This is a genomic window from Alkalicoccus luteus (assembly GCF_012034335.1).
GTDB classification, from domain to species: domain Bacteria; phylum Bacillota; class Bacilli; order Bacillales; family Salisediminibacteriaceae; genus Alkalicoccus; species Alkalicoccus luteus_A.
Map to the genome: position 1 here is coordinate 37132 of NZ_JAATHJ010000004.1, position 22042 is coordinate 59173.

The 22042-nt window shown below is 52.1% G+C and carries 19 protein-coding genes, 1 tRNA gene and 1 other annotated feature; of the genes, 19 read left to right on the forward strand and 1 reads right to left on the reverse strand.

What is annotated here, in order from left to right:
- Positions 1–15 precede the first annotated feature (15 nt).
- From racE to HCN83_RS03965, 11 genes are all read left to right on the forward strand, one after another.
- Positions 16–858, forward strand: a complete 843-nt coding sequence (racE, locus tag HCN83_RS03915) for a glutamate racemase (protein ID WP_168005016.1) — start codon at positions 16–18, stop codon at positions 856–858.
- 208 nt (positions 859–1066) lie between these two features.
- Entirely contained in the window at positions 1067–1831 is a 765-nt protein-coding gene (rph, locus tag HCN83_RS03920; RefSeq protein ID WP_168005017.1) for a ribonuclease PH, read from the forward strand.
- On the forward strand, positions 1824–2423 hold the full coding sequence (locus HCN83_RS03925) for an XTP/dITP diphosphatase (protein ID WP_168005018.1): 600 nt from the start codon (positions 1824–1826) through the stop codon (positions 2421–2423). The genes rph and HCN83_RS03925 overlap by 8 nt, the downstream gene beginning before the upstream one ends.
- Complete coding sequence (locus HCN83_RS03930; protein ID WP_168005019.1) at positions 2420–2935, forward strand: YfcE family phosphodiesterase; 516 nt, start codon at positions 2420–2422, stop codon at positions 2933–2935. The genes HCN83_RS03925 and HCN83_RS03930 overlap by 4 nt, the downstream gene beginning before the upstream one ends.
- Positions 2936–3015: 80 nt before the next feature.
- Positions 3016–3092 (forward strand) — tRNA-Arg (locus HCN83_RS03935).
- A gap of 334 nt (positions 3093–3426) precedes the next feature.
- Positions 3427–4449, forward strand: coding sequence for a tetratricopeptide repeat protein (locus tag HCN83_RS03940; RefSeq protein ID WP_168005020.1), 1023 nt, complete (start codon positions 3427–3429; stop codon positions 4447–4449).
- A 107-nt stretch (positions 4450–4556) separates the two neighbouring features.
- Positions 4557–5879, forward strand: a complete 1323-nt coding sequence (tig, locus tag HCN83_RS03945) for a trigger factor (protein WP_168005021.1) — start codon at positions 4557–4559, stop codon at positions 5877–5879.
- A 317-nt stretch (positions 5880–6196) separates the two neighbouring features.
- Entirely contained in the window at positions 6197–7462 is a 1266-nt protein-coding gene (gene clpX / locus HCN83_RS03950) for an ATP-dependent protease ATP-binding subunit ClpX (protein WP_168005022.1), read from the forward strand.
- A gap of 176 nt (positions 7463–7638) precedes the next feature.
- The gene (gene lon / locus HCN83_RS03955; RefSeq protein ID WP_168005023.1) at positions 7639–9966 is read left to right on the forward strand and encodes an endopeptidase La; all 2328 of its coding nucleotides are present in this window, start codon (positions 7639–7641) and stop codon (positions 9964–9966) included.
- Positions 9963–10553, forward strand: a complete 591-nt coding sequence (gene yihA, locus HCN83_RS03960) for a ribosome biogenesis GTP-binding protein YihA/YsxC (protein WP_168005024.1) — start codon at positions 9963–9965, stop codon at positions 10551–10553. Before lon ends, yihA begins: the two co-directional genes overlap by 4 nt.
- Positions 10554–10570: 17 nt before the next feature.
- Positions 10571–11308 carry an amino acid ABC transporter ATP-binding protein gene (locus tag HCN83_RS03965; RefSeq protein ID WP_168005025.1) on the forward strand — a complete coding sequence of 246 codons (738 nt, stop codon included), beginning with the start codon at positions 10571–10573 and terminating at the stop codon, positions 11306–11308.
- A gap of 227 nt (positions 11309–11535) precedes the next feature.
- Here the strand turns inward: HCN83_RS03965 and HCN83_RS03970 are convergent, their stop codons facing one another.
- Positions 11536–12021, reverse strand: coding sequence for a LiaF transmembrane domain-containing protein (locus tag HCN83_RS03970; RefSeq protein ID WP_168005026.1), 486 nt, complete (start codon positions 12019–12021; stop codon positions 11536–11538).
- 196 nt (positions 12022–12217) lie between these two features.
- On the opposite strand from HCN83_RS03970, the gene hemA reads away from it, so the two are divergent.
- The 8 genes from hemA to HCN83_RS04010 all read left to right on the forward strand — a co-directional run bounded on the left by hemA (position 12218) and on the right by HCN83_RS04010 (position 22040).
- On the forward strand, positions 12218–13612 hold the full coding sequence (gene hemA, locus HCN83_RS03975) for a glutamyl-tRNA reductase (protein ID WP_168005027.1): 1395 nt from the start codon (positions 12218–12220) through the stop codon (positions 13610–13612).
- Complete coding sequence (gene ccsA / locus HCN83_RS03980) at positions 13609–14421, forward strand: cytochrome c biogenesis protein CcsA (RefSeq protein WP_168005028.1); 813 nt, start codon at positions 13609–13611, stop codon at positions 14419–14421. The genes hemA and ccsA overlap by 4 nt, the downstream gene beginning before the upstream one ends.
- Before the next feature lie 94 nt (positions 14422–14515).
- Positions 14516–15451, forward strand: a complete 936-nt coding sequence (hemC, locus tag HCN83_RS03985) for a hydroxymethylbilane synthase (protein ID WP_168005029.1) — start codon at positions 14516–14518, stop codon at positions 15449–15451.
- A 3-nt stretch (positions 15452–15454) separates the two neighbouring features.
- Positions 15455–16159: a uroporphyrinogen-III synthase gene (locus HCN83_RS03990; RefSeq protein WP_168005030.1), complete on the forward strand. Its 705-nt coding sequence runs from the start codon at positions 15455–15457 to the stop codon at positions 16157–16159.
- A 1-nt stretch (position 16160) separates the two neighbouring features.
- Positions 16161–17132, forward strand: coding sequence for a porphobilinogen synthase (gene hemB, locus HCN83_RS03995; RefSeq protein ID WP_168005031.1), 972 nt, complete (start codon positions 16161–16163; stop codon positions 17130–17132).
- Between the two features lie 20 nt (positions 17133–17152).
- Positions 17153–18448 (forward strand): glutamate-1-semialdehyde 2,1-aminomutase, encoded by a 1296-nt coding sequence (hemL, locus tag HCN83_RS04000; protein ID WP_168005032.1) that lies wholly within the window; start codon positions 17153–17155, stop codon positions 18446–18448.
- Between the two features lie 174 nt (positions 18449–18622).
- Positions 18623–19093 carry an NUDIX hydrolase gene (locus HCN83_RS04005; RefSeq protein WP_168005033.1) on the forward strand — a complete coding sequence of 157 codons (471 nt, stop codon included), beginning with the start codon at positions 18623–18625 and terminating at the stop codon, positions 19091–19093.
- Positions 19094–19123: 30 nt separating this feature from the next.
- Positions 19124–19349, forward strand: a binding site (T-box leader).
- Positions 19350–19400: 51 nt separating this feature from the next.
- The gene (locus HCN83_RS04010) at positions 19401–22040 is read left to right on the forward strand and encodes a valine--tRNA ligase (RefSeq protein WP_168005034.1); all 2640 of its coding nucleotides are present in this window, start codon (positions 19401–19403) and stop codon (positions 22038–22040) included.
- The last annotated feature ends 2 nt before the right edge of the window (positions 22041–22042 follow it).

Consider the following 22042-nt stretch of genomic DNA (forward strand, 5'->3'; position numbering starts at 1 on the left):
AAGAAGGCATACAGCGTGAAGCATCAGCAGCAGACGGAGCAGCCCATCGGCGTAATTGATTCCGGAGTAGGCGGACTAACGGTCGCTTCCGAAATTATGCGGCAGCTGCCGAAAGAACAAATTATTTACATGGGTGATACGAAACGGTGCCCGTACGGTCCAAGGCCGGAAGAGGAAGTGCGCCAATATACGTGGGAAATGATCAATTACCTTCGTGCCAAATCGATGAAGATGCTTGTCATCGCCTGCAACACGGCAACAGCTGTTGTACTGGACGAAGCGAGAGAGGCGCTCGACATACCGGTGATCGGCGTGATTCATCCGGGTGCGGTTGCCGCGCTGAAAGCGACGAAGCTTCAGCACGTCGGCGTGATTGGAACGGAAGGCACGATTTACAGCGGTGCCTACCATAAGGAGCTGACTGATATTAACAGCAGCGTCCGCGTGGTCAGCTTAGCTTGCCCTCCGCTCGTACCGCTCGTGGAGTCGGGTGTCTTTGACGGAGAAACAGCTGAAGAGACAGTCCGTCACACGCTTGAACCGATGCTCGCTTACGATATTGACAGCCTCATTCTCGGATGCACCCACTACCCGCTGCTCGCCCCGGTTATCCGCCGGGTTGTCGGAAGCGGTGTGGAAGTAATTTCATCCGGGGACGAAACGGCGAGGGAAGTGAGCTCGCTCCTCTATCATCAGCATATGCAGTACAGCGGTGACAGAGAGCCTGAACACTGTTTTTATACGTCTGGGGAGGCAGAAACGTTTGCTGCAATAGCAGATGAATGGCTCGGACGAAAGCTGCCTGTCCGAGAGGTAGACCTGGAAAGAGCCGGTCAGAGTCTGTTCTCGACCCGCTGATTACAGCCGATTCATAAAAGCCGGTCTGAATGACGTTCAGGCCGGCTTTTAACGTTATCCGTTTTTGTCTTTTCCGTAGCAAGCCGCCTGCGAGAATTCACCGGTGAAAGCCGTCAGAATAATGCGAATCAGCCGCGGAGTTTGAAATCGCGCCGGCAACCGATTATGATGAAAGTGGGTAAGCATATAACTAAAGGAGCGTGACAGCATGAGAACAAATGAGCGCAGGCCGGATCAACTACGGCACGTAGAGCTCATTCCGGACTATATTAAACATCCGGAGGGATCCGTCCTCATCTCGTTCGGCGACACGAAAGTGATTTGTTCGGCGAGCGTGGAAGACCGGGTGCCTCCTTTTCTGAGAGGAAAAGGACAGGGCTGGATTACAGCAGAATATGCAATGCTTCCGCGGGCAACGACGCAGCGGAATATCCGGGAATCATCGAAAGGAAAGGTCGCAGGACGCACGATGGAAATTCAACGGCTGATTGGCCGTGCACTGCGCTCGGTTGTCGATCTGACGAAAATAGGCGAGCGGACCATCTGGGTGGACTGTGACGTTATTCAGGCAGACGGCGGAACAAGAACAGCTGCCGTAACCGGAGCTTTTGCAGCAGTGGCGCTGGCGGTAAGCCGGATGCTTGAGAAAGAGAAAATAAAGGAGAATCCGCTCACTGGCTTTCTCGCCGCAGTTTCTGTCGGTAAATCGGCAGATGGGAACGCACTGCTGGATCTTGACTTTAAAGAAGACTCCGCAGCTGATGTCGATATGAATGTCGTTATGAAAAGCGGCGGACGCCTCGTTGAAGTACAGGGCACCGGAGAAGAAGCGACATTTTCCCGTTCAGAGCTGAACGAGATGCTTGACCTTGCTGAATCAGGGATTGAAGAGCTTTTTGCCCTTCAGAAGGAAGTGCTTGGCGAGTTCGGGGAAGAACTGGCACAGCTTCAGGGAGCAACAGCCAATGCGTAAAATCTTCATTGCGTCTAATAACCAAGGTAAAATCAAGGAGTTTGCGGATTTTTTTCGCGAATATGATGCGGAAGTAAAATCGCTGGCCGACCTGCCTGAGCCGATTGACGTTGTCGAAGATGGGGCAACATTTGAGGCAAACGCGGTTATAAAAGCTGAGGAAATCGGACGTCGTTTTAATCAGGCAGTGCTTGCAGATGATTCCGGTCTGGAGGTGGACGCTCTTCACGGGGCGCCTGGTATTTATTCAGCCCGTTATGCTGGAGAAGCGAAAAGTGACAAGGCAAACAACGAAAAACTTCTGCATGAACTGAAGGATGCAGCTGACCGGAAGGCCCGGTTCGTTTGCGTATTAGCGCTGTATCGCCCCGGCCGTGACACGATCACGGTTCGAGGAACGGTTGAAGGGGAAATTGGTGCGGCGCTTCACGGCGATGGCGGATTCGGCTATGATCCGCTCTTTTACGTTCCTTCCGAGAAACGTTTCATGGCAGAGCTTTCAAGGGAAGAGAAGAACAGGATCAGCCATCGTGCTGATGCAGTCCGGAAGCTGCGGGAATTGCTGCAGCAGGAAGGAGGGAATCTTCTGTGAAGGTATTGATTATGAGCGACAGCCATGGCTGGACGAATGAAGTGGCTGAAGTGGTGGAAAGACACCGGGAAGAAGTCGAAGGCGTCATTCACTGCGGCGACTCTGAGCTTGAAGCTGAAGCCGAAGAGCTGAAAGGCACTGCGGTCGTTCGCGGCAACTGCGACATGCACAGCGGATTTCCGGAGGAACTGACGGAAGAGTTTGCAGGACTTCGCTTTTTTGCCGCTCACGGACATTTGCTGAACGTAAAAACGACAGAAATGAATCTGCTTTACAAAGCAGAGGAGCAGGAAGCTGATATCGTCTGCTTTGGCCATACACACGTTCCCGCTGCCGTTCAGGAGAAGGACACCATTCTTATTAACCCTGGCAGCATGCGTCTTCCGAGACAGTATTCGGATGGAACTTACGTGCTGCTGGAAAATGGCGGCTCGCAGGTAACGGTCACGTTTATGACGATGGACGGGGAACCGGTGGAGGAGCTCTCGAAAACTTTCACGATAAGAGGTTGACACCAGGGAAGGAATTGTTTTATATTTAATATTGTCGCTGAAGCGGCAGGCAATTCCTTCCGCCTTTACATAACAGACTGGTCCCAGTAGCTCAGCTGGATAGAGCAACAGCCTTCTAAGCTGTCGGTCGCAGGTTCGAATCCTGCCTGGGACGCCATATTGCATCGACTCAAACCCTTGTTCTGCAAGGGTTTTTCTGTTTTTTACAGGTGGAAATGCCGGCCGGACAGGAAGCCGGTTGGAGACCGGATTAACGGTAAAGCAGAGGCAGTCCTCTTTCTAACACAAAAGGGCGGCTGTTCTGAACATATTTCCCGATAAAGCAGGACACTCACTGCGTGCTGCTGCTTCAGCAGTACAGCCCCGGGAAACGGTTTACATATGCGCTGTGACGGGAATGAAGAGGGTTGACAGCGGAATTGAGTTTTGTGCAGAGTCCTGCTACACTGATACTAAAGAATCATATACAACCTGTTGAAGGAGGTGAACCAATGACGAACGAAGAGAATCGGGATAATGTTGTCTTATTTCCGGGCCTAATTTCCAGGCTGGTAGAGAGAGGCATGCAGGCACTGAAAGAGAAACGGTATTACGATGCACTTTCCTGCTTTCAGCAGACGACCGATCTTGAGCCAGGCCATCCGCAGGCGAGATACGGAATGGTGATCACCAACATCGAATTGAACAGAATGGAGCAGGCTGAGTCACACTGTCGTTCCATGCTGGATGAAGGCGTCGGCGATTATTATGAAATTTTGCAAGTTTACATATCTATTCTTGTTCAGCTCGGAGATTATGAAGAAGTCGTACATATGCTTGAATCTGTTATGGAAGAAGACCGGCTCCCATCCGACAAAGCAGAACATTTTTATCAGCTTCTGTCGTTCGCGAGGCAGATGACGGAAACCCCTATACATAAAAGCCAGGAAACTGAGTTTGAGCTGCCCCGCGGCGAGCTTGTGGAACAGCTGGAAAAGGGCACCGTTGATCAGCAGCTTGGCGCGATTCAGCAGCTGAGCCGCTATGATGTCAAAGCCGTGAAAGAAACGTACCGCCAGTTTTTAGCCGACCCTGGACAGAACCCGGTGTTAAAAAGCTATATTTTGCAGCTGTTAAAGGAGCTCGACTGCACGGAGACGTTCAGCGTGCATAAATTTGGCGAGACATATGAGGTTGACATCAGCAGTCTGGAAGCCGTGTTTCATGAACAATTCGGGAAAGCCGTGATCAGCGAGCTTGAGCAGGAGCTGGATCAGGAAAATCCATCGATGCTCGATATGATCGGGCAGATGTGGTGGCACTTTCTGTTCGCGCTTTATCCGAAATCCCCGCGTCCGATCGATGCACCGGTCTGGGCGGCAGCGCTCCACGCCACTGCAAGGCGGATGTTCGGGGAAGATCCGGGAGAGGTTACTGCGCTTTACGGTGCCCGCAAGGCGGATGTCGAACAGGCAGAAGAGCTGCTGCGGGAGCTGGAGTCGATCGTACTCCCGAGCGAAGAGGGACCTACATAAAGAATGAATGCTACCCGTTGAAATGAAATTGTGCTGTGTTATAATTGAATGGTTGTCAACAAGGAAAAAGAATGAATTGAACAAACATGTTGGAGGGAATAGATCCTATGGCAGTTAATTGGGAAAAGCAAGAAGGAAACACCGGCGTTTTGACGGTGGAAGTAGACAGCAAGCGAGTGAATGAAGCGCTCGACCAGGCATTCAAAAAAGTAGTGAAGTCGGTAAACGTACCAGGCTTCCGTAAAGGAAAAGTACCACGTCCGATTTTTGAGCAGCGTTTCGGCGTAGAAGCTCTTTATCAGGATGCACTGGATATTCTGCTACCACAGGCTTATTCAGAAGCTGTAGAGGAAGCAGGCATCGATCCAGTAGCTCAGCCGGATATCGACATCGAAGAGATGGCGAAAAACGAGCCGCTTACGTTCAAGGCAACGGTTACAGTAAAGCCGGAAGTAACGCTCGGCGATTACAAAGGGCTGGAAGTTGAAGCACCGGCTACAGATGTAACAGATGAAGAAGTCGATGAGGACATTAATCGTCTTCAGAACGAAAATGCGGAGCTGGTCGTGATTGAAGACGGCCAGGTTCAGGATGGCGATACAGTCGTGATGGATTTCAAAGGTTTCGTTGACGGCGAAGCGTTCGAAGGCGGCGAAGCAGAAAATCACACGCTCGAAATCGGATCCGGTCAGTTTATTCCTGGCTTTGAAGAAAAGCTTGTAGGTGCTAAATCCGGTGAAGAAACGTCCGTTGAAGTAGAATTTCCGGAGGAGTACCACGCGGAAGAACTCGCTGGTAAGCCTGCTACGTTTGAAGTGAAGGTTTACGACATTAAGCGTAAAGAGCTTCCTGAGCTGGACGATGAGTTTGCAAAAGATGTAGACGAGTCGTATGAGTCGTTTGACGACATGAAAAAAGCCGTTCGTGAGCGTCTTGAAAACGAGAAGCAGCAGCAGGCTGACATGACGATCAAAGATCAGCTCGTGGAGAAAGCATCTGAAAACGCAGAGATCGATATTCCGGAAGCAATGGTTGATACGGAAGTAGACCGCATGCTTCAGGAATTCGGACAGCGTCTTCAGTCTCAGGGAATGTCCCTTGACATGTACTATCAGTTCGCACAGACGGATGAAGAAGGCATGAAGGAACAGTTCAAAGAGGACGCGCAGAAGCGTGTACGCATGAACCTGACGCTTGAAGCTGTTGCACAGGCAGAAAACCTCGAAGCTTCTGAAGAAGACATCGAGCAGGAGCTTGAGAAGATGGCTGAAATGTATCAGCGTCCGGTCGATGAAATTAAGCAGCTGCTTGAGATGCAGGGCGGAACAGATATGCTGAAAGGCGATCTGCAGGTTCGCAAGGCGATCGAATTTCTTGAGGAAAACAGCAAGAAAGTAGCGCCAAAAGAAGACGCTGAAACGAACGAATAAGTCAATACCGGTCGGAGCTCATCTGACCGCCTCGGGTGTCCCGGATGACCATGCCGGGACACCTTCTTCTACATATTTGACATACTGCCTGCGCCTCCCGTATTCTTGTGAGGAAGTGCGGCAGCAAACCGCTTCTGATAGGAAGCGCAAACATAATGTGATACACTATGATTGTATATAAGAAGGACGGTTCGGGGTTCACTCCTCCTTTCGTTCTGCCGCAAGCTGTTTAACAGACCGGGATTTACTCGGCAGCCGGATGTTTTGTGTTCAGGCCGGACATATGATTCAATACTCTTTAAGAGGGGTGAAAGCGGATGTTTAAATTTAATGAAGAAAAGGGACAGCTCAAGTGTTCATTCTGCGGTAAGACGCAGGACCAGGTGCGCAAGCTTGTAGCCGGTCCGGGTGTGTATATATGTGATGAGTGCATTGAACTATGCACGGAGATTGTGGAAGAGGAGCTCGGCTCTGACGAGGAAGTAGAGCTCGAAGATATTCCGAAGCCGCAGGAGATCCGCAGCATTCTTAATGAATACGTCATCGGACAGGACCAGGCGAAAAAGACGCTTTCTGTTGCGGTGTATAACCACTATAAGCGTATTAATGCAAGCAGCCGTAATGATGAAGTTGAGCTTGCGAAAAGTAATATTTGTCTGATTGGCCCGACGGGAAGCGGGAAAACGCTGCTTGCTCAGACGCTTGCACGTATTCTTAACGTGCCGTTCGCGATTGCAGACGCCACGTCGCTTACGGAAGCTGGTTACGTCGGAGAAGATGTGGAGAACATTCTTCTGAAGCTGATTCAGGCAGCTGATTACGATGTAGAAAAAGCGGAGCGCGGCATTATTTACATTGATGAGATTGATAAAGTAGCGCGCAAATCGGAGAACCCTTCCATTACGCGTGACGTTTCCGGTGAAGGGGTGCAGCAGGCACTTCTGAAGATTCTGGAAGGTACAACAGCAAGTGTTCCTCCCCAGGGCGGACGAAAGCATCCGCACCAGGAGTTTATTCAGATTGATACGACGAACGTCCTGTTCATTATCGGCGGAGCGTTTGACGGCATCGATCAGATCATCAAGCGCCGTCTCGGTAAAAAGGTGATCGGATTCGGATCTGAAAATGAAACATCCCAGCTGGAGGAGCATCAGTATCTGTCCAAGATTCTGCCGGAAGACCTTCTGCGCTACGGTCTGATTCCGGAATTTATCGGCCGTATGCCGGTTATTGCATCTCTGGAATATCTGGACGAAGAGGCACTTGTAGAAATTCTCACGGCGCCGAAAAACGCACTCGTCAAGCAGTACAAAAAACTGCTCGAACTTGATGACGTCGAGCTCGAGTTTACAGACGAAGCGCTGAAGGAAGTAGCACGTCTTGCAATCGAGCGTAAAACCGGCGCACGCGGACTTCGGTCCATTATTGAATCACTCATGCTGGACGTGATGTATGATCTGCCGTCCCGTGAAGATATCGTTAAATGTGTCATCACTGGTGAAACGGTGCGCGACAACAAAGCTCCTACCCTCATCGATGAAGACGGAAGCGAAATTCAGCGCGAACCGAAAGAGAGTGCTTAATTAACCAGACGGAACCTGGTGTGCAGCTCCGGCGTGCAGCGGTACCGGGAATGTTTATTCCCGGCAGCGGCGCCGGACTGGACACTTTTTTTATGTGCAGGTTTCCCGACTTAGCCAGAAAGGGAACAGATACATACGCTTTCAAATCGTAAGCGATTCAACGGAGGTGCGAGACTATGTCAGAACGAATTAAACAGCTGCCGCTCCTTCCGCTCAGAGGGGTGCTCGTTTACCCGACCATGGTGCTTCATCTGGACGTCGGCCGTAAAAAATCGGTCAGCGCACTGGAACAGGCAATGGTGGAGGAAAACGAGATATTTCTGCTGACGCAGAAGGAAGTCGCTACAGAAGAACCGTCTGTAACGGATTTATATACGATCGGAACGTGCGCACACGTAAAGCAGATGCTGAAGCTGCCTAACGGTACCATTCGTGTGCTCGTGGAAGGACTGCAGAGAGGCAAAGTGCTGTCAGTCAATGAAAAAGACGAATACACAACGGTCGACATGGAGCCGATCGAAGAACGTCAGGAGGCCAATGTCGAGGAACAGGCACTCATGCGAAATGTACTGGATGAATTTGAGCAATATACGCAGCTTTCGAAAAAAATCTCCCAGGAAACGTTTGCGTCCGTTGCTGATATCATCGAGCCCGGCCGGCTGGCGGATATTGTCGCCTCTCATCTGCCGCTGAAGGTCGTACAAAAGCAGGAAGTACTGGAAACGCTCACACTTGAGGAACGGCTGAAGCTGATTTTGCGGATTTTATCCAACGAACGGGAAGTGCTCGGGCTCGAGAAAAAAATTGGACAGCGCGTGAAGAAATCGATGGAACGAACCCAAAAGGAGTATTACCTGCGCGAGCAGATGAAGGCCATTCAAAAGGAACTTGGCGACCGGGAAGGCAAAGAGGATGAAACCGAAGAACTGCGGGATAAAATTTACGCTGCAGGCATGCCCGACCAAATTGAAGAGAAGGCACTTAAAGAGCTGAAACGCTACGAAAAAATGCCTCCGAACGCAGCCGAGAGCTCTGTCATCCGGAACTACATCGAATGGCTCACGCAAATCCCCTGGTCGGAGGAAACAGAGGATCTGCTCGACATTCACCGTTCGGAAGAGGTACTGAATGAAGATCACTACGGTTTGGAAAAGGTAAAGGAGCGGGTTCTGGAATACCTGGCTGTCCAGCAGCTGACGAAAAAGCTGAAAGGACCGATCCTGTGTCTGTCCGGACCTCCGGGTGTCGGTAAAACGTCGCTCGCGCGCTCCATTGCCCGTTCACTGGATCGGCATTTCGTCCGCATGTCGCTCGGCGGAGTAAGAGATGAAGCGGAAATTCGTGGACATCGCCGCACGTATGTCGGCTCCATGCCGGGCCGCATCATTCAAGGCATGAAAAAAGCAGGTACCGTGAATCCGGTTTTCCTGCTCGATGAAATTGACAAAATGGCGAGCGATTTCCGCGGCGATCCATCGTCGGCACTGCTTGAAGTGCTTGATCCTGAACAGAACAATACGTTCAGCGACCACTTTGTCGAAGAGCCGTATGACCTTTCCAAAGTATTGTTTGTGACGACAGCGAACAATATCGGAGCGATCCCGCCCCCGCTTCGCGACCGGATGGAGATCATTCATATTTCCGGTTATACCGAAGTGGAAAAGCTGGAAATTGCTAAAGGCTATCTGCTGCCGAAGCAGATCGGCGAACATGGGCTGACGAAGAGCAGCCTGCAGGTCCGGGATGAGGCAGTGCTTTCGATTATCCGCCACTATACACGTGAAGCTGGTGTGCGAAACCTGGAGCGTGAGCTTGCCACGGTCTGCCGTAAAGCAGCGAAAATGATTGTATCTGGTGAGAAAAAGCGTGTCGTCGTTACCGAGAAAACACTGGAAACGATGCTCGGCAAGCGACGGTTCCGCTACGGGAAAGCAGAGCTCGAAAATCAGATCGGCGCAGCGACCGGCCTTGCCTACACGGCTGCCGGAGGTGATACGCTTACGATCGAAGTCGCTCTGACTCCCGGAGACGGAAAGCTGACGCTCACAGGAAAGCTTGGCGATGTCATGAAAGAATCCGCTCAGGCGGCTTTCAGCTATATTCGCACTAAAGCAGCAGAGCTGAACATTGATCCGGAATTCAACCGGAAAAATGATATCCACGTGCACGTACCGGAAGGCGCGATTCCGAAAGACGGTCCTTCCGCCGGGATCACGATGGCAACGGCGCTTATTTCCGCCCTTACCGGTCGTCCGGTTCGTAAGGAAGTCGGGATGACCGGTGAAATTACGCTGCGCGGACGCGTACTTCCGATCGGAGGACTAAAGGAAAAAGCAATGAGTGCGCATCGTGCCGGACTGACCCATATTGTTATGCCGAAAGACAATGAAAAAGATTTAGAAGATATACCGGAAAGCGTCCGGGAGGATTTAACCTTCATTTCCGTTTCTCATCTCGATGAGGTGCTGGAGCAGGCGCTCGTTCCCGAAAAGGAGAAATCATGAAAGTAACACAAGCAGAACTGACGATCAGCGCCGCCAGGCCTGACCAGTTCCCTAAAAACCCAGCCCCGGAGATTGCACTCTCCGGGCGTTCGAATGTCGGAAAATCGTCGCTTATTAACACGCTGCTTGCTCGAAAAGGGCTTGCGCGAACATCCCAGCGTCCTGGTAAAACACAGACGCTGAACTACTACTGGATCAACGATCGCTTCCATTTTGTGGATGTCCCGGGCTACGGCTACGCAAAAGTATCCAAAAAAGAACGGGAAGCATGGGGACGTGTCATGGAGACGTATTTTCAGGAGCGCGAGCAGCTAAAGGCTGTCGTGCAGCTGATAGATGCCCGTCATGATCCGACCGAAGATGACATCATGATGTACGACTGGCTGAAACACCATGAGCTGCCGGTGATTGTTATTGGAACTAAAGCCGATAAAGTACCGAAAAACAAATGGGACACGCATAAAAAGAAGATCAGGGAAGCGCTGGAGCTGGAAGAGGAAGATCCGCTGCTTCTGTTTTCGTCAGAAACAGGCTACGGCAAAGACAAAGCGTGGAGTCATATTCAGCGGGCGCTGTTTGACAGCTGAGTAAGGAGTTTAGGCAGATGATCCGTGTAGAAAACCTGAAGAAGTCGTTTGATGGAAAAAACGTGCTGCATGATATCAGCTTTACGGTGGAAGAAGGCGAAGTCGTTTGCGTCATCGGAGCAAGCGGATCTGGTAAAAGCACGATGCTGCGCTGCCTCAATTACCTGGAGCAGAAGGACAGCGGGACGATTGAGATCAGCGGAAGCGTGATCGAGGGACGCCGTGCAGAAACCGAGCTTCGTCAGAAAGTCGGCATGGTGTTTCAGCATTTCCATCTGTTTCCGCATAAAACAGTGCTGGAAAACGTAATCGAAGCTCCGGTTCACGTCCTCGGCAGGAAAAAGGATGAAGCCGTGGCTGAAGCGATGGTACTGCTGGAGAAGGTCGGTATGAAGGAAAAAGCCGATGACTATCCGGCCTCGCTCTCAGGCGGCCAGCAGCAGCGGGCTGCGATTGCCAGGGCACTTGCCATGAAGCCTGACGTTATGCTGTTTGATGAGCCAACGTCTGCGCTTGACCCGGAGCTTGTCGGTGAGGTGCTGGAAACGATGAAGCAGCTGGCGGCAGAAGGGATGACGATGATGATCGTTACGCACGAAATGAATTTCGCGCGCGAGGTATCGGATCGTATGATGCTGCTGCACGAAGGCCGCATTGTAGAAGACCGGCCATCCAAAGAGCTGTTCAGTTCCCCACGTGAAGAGGCAACCAAAGCCTTTCTCCGCCGAGTACTCGGAAGTACAGCGGCAGAATAAGTCAGCAAAAACAAGCAGGTTCCTTTTGAAGGGAACCTGCTTGTTTTTTTACAGGATAGACAAACGCACAGGATTAGCAAGCTGATGCCTGTCAGAACGTCCTTCGCTCCAGCAAATACAGGCGGGTGCTGAATTAGTTACCAGGAAGACGTTTTCGGCATACTGAGAGCAGGTGCCAAAGGGCACCTGCTTTGTTAAAAAATAGACGCTGGTATGTAAAAACAGGTTTAGCGGCGCCTGAAAAAGAGGAAATAAACGCCCAGTAGTATAAAAATCACCGGCCAGTAGGTCAGGAGTCCCCCAAGCTGATTTTCAACTGCCGGCATCAGCCTGGCAGAGAAGATAGCTGCGGCTGTAACGGCCAGCAGGATCAGTCCGGTTCCAAGGCCGTCGCGCCGCCCGAACACGTATTTGAGAATGAAGGCAGTGCCGATGACGAGCGTAAAGTAGGGCCATTCATAGCCCCAGAGTCCAAGCGTATGGACGCCGTGGAATAAAACGCCCAGCCCGGCGAGAATGCTGCCGGAAAAAAGACGCTGATCGTCCCGGTTTGAAAACCCCTGCCACATAAGTACTAGGCCGATACCGAGCAGAATGCTCTGCCACGTCAGCAGCAGCTCTACATAAGGGATGGACCATCCCAGCTCGTCGATCAGAAAATAAAGGCCGATCACCAGCATGATTAGTCCCGGCAGTGCATAAGTTGATTTCACTTTCCACGTCCCCCAATTTTGTCAGGTCGTCACAATTTCTTCAAATGTACAGAGTTCTTCCAGTGACGAAGCCAGATTAAAAATGTTATAATGTAGAACGAATGAAGAAAGAGCGGGACGAATGTGTAACATTGTCACGTTCCGTATGATCGTGTAAAATAGATAACGGTTGAAATCAGGGGGGTGTACCCGCAGCATGCATATTTTAGTTACCAGTTTGAATTATAAATCAACTCCGGTTGAAATTCGAGAGAAATTTACGTTTACCGGAGATCTTTCACCTGCGCTGAAAACGCTGCGGCAGTCTAAGAGTATTCTGGAAAGCGTCATCGTTTCCACGTGCAACCGGACCGAGCTGTACGTAGTGGCAGATCAGCTCCATACCGGACGCTATTATACGAAATTATTTTTACAGGAATGGTTTGAGGTGCCGAAAGAGGACTTCAGCCACTACCTGCAGGTACGTGAAGACGAGCATGCGATTGAACATCTGTTCCGTGTCGCGTGCGGACTCGATTCCATGGTGCTCGGCGAAACGCAGATTCTCGGTCAGGTGCGCCAGAGCTTTGATCAGGCGCGTGAACTAGGCACGACTGGTACGATTTTTAATCATCTGTTCCGCCAGGCTGTCACGCTGGCAAAGCGCGGCCAGTCAGAAACGGCCATCAATGAAAATGCTGTCTCCGTCAGCTACGCAGCGGTGGAGCTCGGTCGTAAAATCTTTGGTGGATTCGATAACAAAAAAGTGCTCGTTATGGGCGCCGGTAAAATGAGTGAACTGACGGCGAAGCATTTGTCGTCAAGCGGAGTTACGGACATTACGGTGATGAATCGGACGAGAGAAAAGGCGCAGGAGCTTGCAGAACGCTTTTTCGGCCGTGCAGAAGGCATGGATACACTCTATGAATCGCTTGCCGAGTCTGATATTCTGATCAGCTCAACCGGTGCAACGGATTATGTCGTTCGTCAGGAAGAAGTGAAAAAACTTCTGAAAAAGCGCCGCGGCCGGCCGCTGTTCCTCGTAGATATTGCAGTGCCGCGTGATCTGGATCCGGCGCTTGCTGAGCTGGACAACGTTTATCTGTATGATATTGATGATCTGCAGGGTATCGTGAATGCGAATCTGGCAGAGCGTAAAAAGGAAGCAGAAAAGATTGAACTGATGATCGAAGAGGAACTCGTTGCATTCAGTCAGTGGCTCGACACGCTCGGTGTCGTGCCGGTTATTTCTGCGCTGCGTCAAAAAGCGTCTGTCGTGCAGGAACAGACGATGGAAAGCCTGGAGCGAAAGCTTTCCAGCCTTTCTGAGCGGGAAAAGAAAGTGATCCGCAAGCACATGAAAAGCATCGTCAATCAACTGCTCCGTGATCCGGTAACGGCTCTGAAAGAAATTCCTGACGAAGAGGACCCGGAAAAGCTGCTTGAATATATGACAAAAGTGTTTGGGCTGGAAGAGGAAATCCGCGACAGCGGCTCTCCGCTCACTCACGATATACAGATCAATAAAGCAGAACGGGAGTGGAGTATTGAACAACGGCGCTCCAGGATGGAAGCAGCAATACAGGAGCCAGCACGGACGTATCTTTCATGAGCCTCCTCTATGTGCTGATCCTGGCGCTGTATTCGATCAGCATCCTTGGCTATTTTATTGATTTTATGCAGAACAACCAGAAAGTCAATCGCTTGGCTTTCTGGTTGCTTTCTATTGTCTGGGTGCTGCTCGGTCTTTTATTTGCCTGGCGATTTATTATGTTTGACCGACTTCCGCTCATGACTGCTTTTGAGGGGATGTTTGTCTACGCTTGGATGCTCGTCAGTCTTTCTCTTGTACTTAACCGGTTTGTGCGCATGAACGTGCTGATGCTGCTTCTGAATACAATTGGTTTTATTATGCTTGCCTTCAGTATGGCAGCACCGGATGCAGGGGTATCCGAGGAGCTGAACCGGGTGCTGATCACCGAATTTCTCGTCGTCCACGTCATTCTTCTCTTGCTGTCCTATGCGGCGTTTACAATCTCGTTTGCGTTCTCCTTGATTTATCTAATCCAGCACCGCTTTCTAAAACAAAAGAAATGGCTTAAATGGATGCAGAAATTTGGTTCGCTCTCTACGCTGGAGCGCAACTCTTATGCCGCTTCTCTCATCGGAGTTCCACTGCTGCTGACGGGCCTCATTCTCGGAATTATCTGGGCATCGATCACTGTCGGCGGTGTGCCGTGGGCCGACTGGAAAGTGCTGACGTCGTTTCTCGTGCTCGGAGCCTATGCAGTCTATTTGATTCAGTATCAGATTTTTAAACGGCGCGGCTATAATATTGCACTTTACAACACAGCTGCGTTTCTGCTTCTTTTAATCAACTACTTTCTGTCGGGGGCTCTCTCCGATTTTCATATTTGGTAAGATCCCGCTCTTCATCCTGATGAAGGAAGCGGATTCCGGCCGCTGCATGTTACAATAGTTGCGGACCGGATCATGCCGAAGGAGGATTTTGTTTATGCGAAAAATAGTAATTGGATCACGCCGGAGCAACCTGGCGATGACTCAGACACGATGGGTGATCGACCAGCTGGAGAAGCTCGGGCTTCCATATGAATTTGAAATTAAGGAAATTGTTACGAAAGGGGATCAGATCCTCGATGTGACGCTGTCTAAAGTAGGAGGAAAGGGACTGTTCGTCAAAGAAATCGAGCAGGCTATGTACGACAAGGAAATTGATATGGCGGTCCATTCTATGAAGGACCTTCCGTCTGAGATCTCCCCCGGGTTAACTGTCGGGGCTGTACCGGAGCGGGAAGATCCCCGGGATGCCTTTATTTCAAACAGCGGCGCAAAACTGATGGACCTTCCGGAAGGAGCTGTTGTCGGTACGAGCAGCCTGCGCCGCGGTGCGATGGTGCTCATGCAGCGGCCTGATCTGACGATTCACTGGATCCGCGGCAATATTGAAACGCGCCTGCGAAAGTGCCGCGAGGAAGGCTTTGACGCTATTATTTTAGCTGCAGCCGGCCTGAAGCGTGTCGGCTGGGATGAATCAATCGTATCGGAATTTCTCGCACCTGAAGTGAGCATACCTGCAGTTGGACAAGGGGCACTCGGGATTGAGTGCCGGGAAGACGATCAGGATCTGCTGGATCTGCTTGCGAAAATTAACGATCCGGTCACAGCGCGGACGACAGCTGCCGAGCGGGCGTTTTTAAACAAAGTAGAGGGAAGCTGCCAGGTGCCGATTGCAGGCTATGCTGAGCTGACGGAAGATAATCAGGTTTCGCTCACCGCGCTCGTTTCTTCTCCAGATGGAAAAGAAGTCTTTAAGGAGCACATTGTCGGGGAGGATCCGGTTGCGATTGGCCATCACGTAGCCGAAAAAATGCTGTCTGAAGGCGCGAAAGAAGTCCTGGACCGCGTGAAGGCAGAGCTGGACGGACAGTAGCACATGAAAAGGCCGCTGCGTCTTCTCATTACGAGAGCTGCCCATCAGCAGCAGCCGGTCGCAGATCTGATTAAAAATGCCGGTATGGAGCCTGTTTTACTGCCGCTCATCCGCATTCAGATGCTACCGGCAGATATGCCGGATCCGGATGGGAGCTGGGTTGCGTTCACGAGCGTAAACAGTGTCGCATGGTGGAAGAACAGCGGCCTTCCTGACCCGGAAAAAACGGCCTGTGTCGGAGAAAAAACGGCTCGTGCCTGCCGGAAAGCTGGCTATCCGGTGACGCTTGTTGCGGACGTTTACGATGCGGAGCATCTAGCTTCCGCCCTTGAAGGGGCTACTGGTAAGGGGGACGTAGTACTTTATCCTCGGAGTGCAAAAGCGAGAACGTACCTCATCGATTACTTAACAAATCGCGGCAGAACGGTGATCGATCTGCCGGTTTACGATACGGTACCGGACGAAGCAAGCCGTTCATCGCTTCAGCAGCTGCTTCCTGAGCTGGACGGGGTGCTGTTTTTCAGTCCGACTGCTGTACGGGCATTTTTTGAGCTTGGAGGCAGGGATACCGGTCTCTTTTTCGGCTGTGTCGGAAGAAAGACGGAAGAAGAGCTGCGCCGCTTCACGGGTGCAGAAGCACTGACACCGGACACCTATACGGCGGAAGCGCTGATTGAGTTGATTTCATTACGCAAAGGAGTACGATAGCATGCAGTCATTTGACCGTCACCGCCGTCTGAGAACGTCGGCTGGAATGCGCGATCTCGTTCGTGAAACACACCTTCACACAGAGGATTTGATTTATCCGCTGTTTGTGATGGAAGGGGAAGACATTAAAAACCCGGTAAAATCGATGCCGGGGGTTTATCAATGGTCGCTGGACCGTGTCGATACCGAAGTGCAGGAAGCGGTCGATCTCGGCATCCGGTCGATCATTCTGTTCGGCGTCCCGGCTGAAAAGGATGCAGTCGGCTCCAGCGCCTATGATTCTGAGGGAATTGTACAGAAAGCAGTGCGCCAGATAAAAGCGGCATATCCTGACTTTACTGTCATTGCGGACACGTGCCTGTGTCAGTTCACCGATCACGGTCACTGCGGTGTGGTGGAGAATGGCGAAATTCTCAATGACGAATCCCTCGATCTGCTCGTGAAAACAGCTGTTTCCCAGGCGGAGGCAGGAGCAGATATCATTGCGCCGTCTAACATGATGGACGGATTTGTAACAGCGATTCGCTCAGGGCTGGACGAAGCCGGATTTAAGCACGTGCCGGTGATGAGCTACGCAGTAAAATACGCGTCTGCTTTTTACGGTCCGTTCCGGGACGCTGCCCACTCTTCACCGCAGTCCGGGGACCGGAAGACCTATCAAATGGACCCGGCGAACCGCCGCGAGGCGTTCAGAGAAGCCCGGTCTGATGTGGAGGAAGGGGCAGACTTTCTAATCGTGAAGCCGGCTCTTTCCTACCTGGACATCATCCGCGATATTCGGGAGCGCGAGCAGCTGCCGATTGTAGCCTACAACGTAAGCGGGGAATACTCGATGATCAAAGCGGCCGCGGAAAACGGCTGGATCGATGAACAGGCCGTCGTGCTTGAAAAAATAACGAGCATGAAGCGTGCAGGCGCTGATTTGATCCTCACGTACTTCTCTAAGGATATCGCACGCTGGCTGCAGAACTAATTTTATTGCGGGGTGAAAACATGAACTGGAACAAATCATCAGAAGCGTTTGAAGAAGCAAAGCCGCTTATGCCGGGGGGCGTGAACTCGCCGGTACGGGCGTTTAACTCGGTCGGACGCGACCCGGTTTATTTTGAAAAAGGAAAAGGCTCGAGGCTCTGGGACGTCGACGGTAACGAATACATCGACTACGTGCTTTCCTGGGGGCCGCTCGTGCACGGTCACGCGGATGATCAGGTGATCGACGCGGTGAAAGACATGGCGGATAAAGGCACGAGCTTTGGCGCTCCCCATGAAATGGAAACGAAGCTTGCGGAGCTTGTAATTGAGCGCGTTCCTTCTGTCGAGGTAGTCCGCATGACGAGCTCCGGCACGGAAGCGACGATGAGTGCACTCCGGCTTGCACGCGGGTTTACCGGCCGAAGCAAGATCGTCAAGTTTGAAGGCTGCTACCACGGGCACGGAGATTCCCTGCTGATTAAAGCAGGCTCCGGGGTCGCGACACTCGGACTTCCGGACAGTCCCGGCGTACCGGAGGAAGTAGCAGCAAACACGCTGACAGTTCCTTATAATGATCTCGAAAGCCTGAAGCTGGCATTCGAAAAGTTTGGCGATGAGATCGCTGGTGTTATTTTAGAGCCGGTGACAGGAAACATGGGCGTTGTCCGGCCGGAGGAAGGCTATCTCGAGGGCATTCGGGAGCTTACGAACGACTACGGGTCTCTGCTTATTTTTGACGAAGTGATGACCGGCTTCCGCGTCGGCTACAACTGTGCTCAGGGAGAACTTGGCGTTACGCCTGATCTCACGTGCTTAGGAAAGGTCATCGGCGGCGGTCTGCCTGCAGGAGCGTTTGGCGGACGTCGCGACATTATGGAGCAGATTGCACCCGCTGGCCCGATCTACCAGGCAGGGACACTGTCCGGAAATCCGCTTGCTATGACGGCAGGCTTTGAAACGATCCGCCAGCTGACACCGGAGAGCTACGACTACTTCGACCGGATTGGCGATAAGCTTGAAAAAGGGCTGGCAGCAGCAGCGGAGAAGCACGGTATCCCGCACTGGACAACACGTGCAGGCTCCATGGTCGGCTTTTTCCTAACCAATGAAAAGGTGAAGAACTTTGAAACGGCGAAAACGTCGGATCTCGACATGTTCAGCCGTTTCTTCAACCTGATGCTTGAAAACGGCGTATCGCTGCCGCCATCCCAGTTTGAGGGGCTGTTTCTTTCCACGAAGCATACGGAAGAAGACATCGACCTGACGCTGGAAGCAGCGGAAAAGGCATTTCAGACAATCGCTGCAGAACGCAGCTAGGATAAGGTTTGGAGAGCGGTCTGCGCGTCAGCAGGCCGCTTTGCAGCATACAGGGCTTATGGGAAGCACTTGGCAAAGAACGGATAAGTTGCACGGTGTGCGACTCGTCTGCTGAAAAAGGTGCTGGCCCTTTCCCTGCGTGAAACGGGTCGAAGGACAGAAGGGAGAACCTGCATGAGCTACGTGAAACGAATACGGGAGAAGGTCGGTCAGGAGACGTTGCTGCTTCCCGGATCCGCCGTCATTTTACATACCCCGGATGGAGAAATTCTGCTGCAAAAGCGGGAGGATGGCGACTGGGGACTGCCCGGCGGTCTGATGGAGCCTGGAGAAAGCTACGAAGACACGGCCGTCCGCGAAGTGAAAGAAGAAACGGGCGTCACGCTTCGAAAGCAGGAGCTGCAGCTTTACAACGTCTTTTCAGGCGAAGACTATTTTGTAGAGGCACCGAATGGAGATCCGTATTATGCAGTGACCGCGCTGTATACGTGCGCCGATCCTGCGCAGCCGCTGTCGGACGGGGATGAAGAGACGCTGGAGCTCCGCTACTTTCCGCTCACTGCACTGCCCGAAAAGCTGAGGCGTTCCCACCGTTATTTTCTCGGACTGTTTGCTGAAAATGAAGCAGGCTATAAACGAGGTTGATTCCCGCAGCGGACCGTTGTAGAATAAAATCAGAATGCACCGATGGAGAAGAGTAGGATGGAAATTCCGCCAGAGAGGAAAGCCGGCCGTTTTGGCCGCTGCGAGGTTTTCCCGGAAGGAACATCTGAAGGTCGCTCCGGAGCAGCCGCGTGGAAACACACGGACGAATCAGCCGCGTTAAGGCCGTGAGTGTACCGGGGGAATGCTCCGGTGAACAAAGGTGGTACCGCGGGAGACAGCCCTCTTCGTCCTTTCAGACAAGAGGGCTTTTTGTATGCGCATATAACTGTAAGAGAGGATGGTTTACATGGATGAAAAACAGGTTTCCATGCCGCCGAAATACGATCCGCAGGCGGTTGAATCAAAATGGTACAGCTACTGGGTGGAGGGAAAGTTTTTTGAGGCAGGCAAAAATCCGGAAGCAACGCCTTACACGGTAGTTATTCCGCCGCCGAACGTAACGGGAAGGCTGCACCTCGGCCACGCCTGGGACACGACGCTGCAGGACATCTTGATCCGCACGAAGCGCATGCAGGGATACGATGCCCTCTGGCTTCCGGGTATGGATCATGCCGGAATTGCGACACAGGCGAAGGTAGAAGGCAAGCTGCGCGAGGAAGGCATCAGCCGTCATGATCTCGGCCGCGAAGCATTTCTTGCTAAAAGCTGGGACTGGAAGGAAGAGTACGCGTCATTTATCCGTGATCAGTGGTCAAAAATGGGGCTTTCCCTCGACTATTCTCGTGAGCGGTTCACCCTCGATGACGGCTTGTCGGATGCTGTAAAGGAAGTGTTCGTCCGCCTGTATGAAGAAGGCCTGATTTACCGCGGCGAATACATTATTAACTGGGATCCATCGACGAAAACAGCCCTTTCGGATATTGAAGTCATTTACGAAGATGTGAAAGGCGCGTTTTATCATATGCGCTACCCGCTTGCCGATGGGGAAGGTTCGATTGAGGTAGCCACGACGCGGCCGGAGACGATGCTCGGAGATACGGCTGTCGCTGTGCATCCGAAGGACGAGCGTTATGCACATCTGATTGGCAAAACGGTAAAGCTTCCAATCGTCGGACGGGAAATTCCGATTGTGGCAGACGACTACGTTGATCGTGACTTCGGTTCCGGTGCGGTTAAAATCACGCCGGCGCATGACCCGAACGACTTTGAGATCGGCAACCGCCATGACCTTGAACGTGTTCTTGTAATGGACGAAGGCGGCGTGATGAATGAAAATGCCGGACGTTACGAAGGGCTGGACCGGTTCGACTGCCGCAAGCAGATTGTACAGGACCTGCAGGCAGACGGTATTCTGTTTCAGATCGAAGACCATGATCACAGCGTCGGCCACTCTGAGCGCAGCGGCGCGGTCGTAGAGCCGTATTTGTCCACGCAGTGGTTCGTTAAAATGGGGCCGCTTGCTGAGCAGGCGATTGAGCTGCAAAAACAGGACGGCAAGGTTCACTTCGTACCGGACCGCTTCGAGAAGACGTATATGCACTGGATCGAAAATATCCGTGACTGGTGCATTTCCCGCCAGCTCTGGTGGGGTCACCGGATTCCGGCATGGCATCATAAGGAAACCGGAGAAATCTACGTCGGACGCACGGCGCCGGAGGATGCGGAGAACTGGGAACAGGACGAAGACGTACTGGACACGTGGTTCTCTTCTGCCCTCTGGCCGTTTTCGACGATGGGCTGGCCGGATGAGCAGTCGGACGACTTTAAGCGCTACTACCCTACCGATACGCTCGTAACCGGCTATGACATTATTTACTTCTGGGTGGCACGCATGATTTTCCAAGGGAAACACTTTACCGGCGAGCGGCCGTTTAACGATGTGCTCGTTCACGGGCTTGTGCGGGATGCGGAAGGCCGTAAAATGAGTAAATCACTTGGAAACGGTGTCGACCCGATGGATGTAATCGATAAATACGGTGCAGATGCGCTGCGCTTTTTCCTCAGCACGGGCAGCACGCCTGGACAGGACTTGCGTTTTTACTGGGAGAAGGTTGAAGCGAACTGGAACTTCGGCAATAAAATTTGGAACGCCTCCCGGTTTGCGCTCATGAACCTGGACGGACTCGCCTATGAGGACATGGATCTTTCCGGGCCGAAAACGATCGCAGATGAATGGATTTTGACACGTTTAAACGAGACGATTACGCACGTGACGAAGTATATCGATGCGTATGAATTCGGAGAAGTAGGCCGCTCCTTGTACAACTTTATCTGGGACGACTTCTGTGACTGGTACATCGAAATGGCGAAGCTGCCGTTAAACGGCGACGACGAACAGGCGAAGCACACGACTCGCTCCGTTCTAGCCTACGTGCTCGACCAGACGATGCGTCTCCTGCACCCGTTCATGCCGTTTATCACCGAAGAAGTATGGCAGCACCTGCCGCATGAAGGAGAGTCAATTACACGCGCAGCATGGCCGGAAGAAAACCCGTACGGGAACGATCAGGCGGTAAAGGATATGCAGCTGCTGCAGGAAATCATCCGCTCTGTCCGAAATACACGTGCGGAGCTGAATGTGCCGATGTCACGTGAAATTACGCTGCACGTAAAAGCAGCCGATGCACACGTACAAGAGCAGCTTGAGCGCGGCCAGGCGTATCTGGAGCGGTTCTGCAACCCGTCAGAGCTTCTGATCGGCACCGAACTGGAAGCACCGGAAAAATCGATGAGCTCCGTACTTTCAGGCGTTGAGCTGTACATGCCGCTTGCCGGCCTGCTCGATCTTGATGCGGAAGTAAAGCGTCTGGAAAAAGAAGTGAAGCGGCTCGACGGGGAAGTCACGCGAGTCGAGAAAAAGCTTTCGAATAAAGGCTTCACGGACAAAGCGCCGGAGCATGTGGTAGAAGAAGAAAAGCGGAAGCAGAAGGACTATGCGGAGCAGCGGGAAAAAGTGCAGGCGAGGCTCGAGGAACTGAAGCAGTAGGG

What these genes read in the sequence shown, in the direction of transcription:
- rph (WP_168005017.1), top strand. Translation starts at nt 1,067, where the DNA reads ATGAGAACAAATGAGCGCAGGCCGGATCAACTACGGCACGTAGAGCTC.
- HCN83_RS03925 (WP_168005018.1), top strand. Translation starts at nt 1,824, where the DNA reads ATGCGTAAAATCTTCATTGCGTCTAATAACCAAGGTAAAATCAAGGAG.
- HCN83_RS03940 (WP_168005020.1), top strand. Translation starts at nt 3,427, where the DNA reads ATGACGAACGAAGAGAATCGGGATAATGTTGTCTTATTTCCGGGCCTA.
- tig (WP_168005021.1), top strand. Translation starts at nt 4,557, where the DNA reads ATGGCAGTTAATTGGGAAAAGCAAGAAGGAAACACCGGCGTTTTGACG.
- clpX (WP_168005022.1), top strand. Translation starts at nt 6,197, where the DNA reads ATGTTTAAATTTAATGAAGAAAAGGGACAGCTCAAGTGTTCATTCTGC.
- lon (WP_168005023.1), top strand. Translation starts at nt 7,639, where the DNA reads ATGTCAGAACGAATTAAACAGCTGCCGCTCCTTCCGCTCAGAGGGGTG.
- yihA (WP_168005024.1), top strand. Translation starts at nt 9,963, where the DNA reads ATGAAAGTAACACAAGCAGAACTGACGATCAGCGCCGCCAGGCCTGAC.
- HCN83_RS03965 (WP_168005025.1), top strand. Translation starts at nt 10,571, where the DNA reads ATGATCCGTGTAGAAAACCTGAAGAAGTCGTTTGATGGAAAAAACGTG.
- hemA (WP_168005027.1), top strand. Translation starts at nt 12,218, where the DNA reads ATGCATATTTTAGTTACCAGTTTGAATTATAAATCAACTCCGGTTGAA.
- ccsA (WP_168005028.1), top strand. Translation starts at nt 13,609, where the DNA reads ATGAGCCTCCTCTATGTGCTGATCCTGGCGCTGTATTCGATCAGCATC.
- hemC (WP_168005029.1), top strand. Translation starts at nt 14,516, where the DNA reads ATGCGAAAAATAGTAATTGGATCACGCCGGAGCAACCTGGCGATGACT.
- HCN83_RS03990 (WP_168005030.1), top strand. Translation starts at nt 15,455, where the DNA reads ATGAAAAGGCCGCTGCGTCTTCTCATTACGAGAGCTGCCCATCAGCAG.
- hemB (WP_168005031.1), top strand. Translation starts at nt 16,161, where the DNA reads ATGCAGTCATTTGACCGTCACCGCCGTCTGAGAACGTCGGCTGGAATG.
- hemL (WP_168005032.1), top strand. Translation starts at nt 17,153, where the DNA reads ATGAACTGGAACAAATCATCAGAAGCGTTTGAAGAAGCAAAGCCGCTT.
- HCN83_RS04005 (WP_168005033.1), top strand. Translation starts at nt 18,623, where the DNA reads ATGAGCTACGTGAAACGAATACGGGAGAAGGTCGGTCAGGAGACGTTG.
- HCN83_RS04010 (WP_168005034.1), top strand. Translation starts at nt 19,401, where the DNA reads ATGGATGAAAAACAGGTTTCCATGCCGCCGAAATACGATCCGCAGGCG.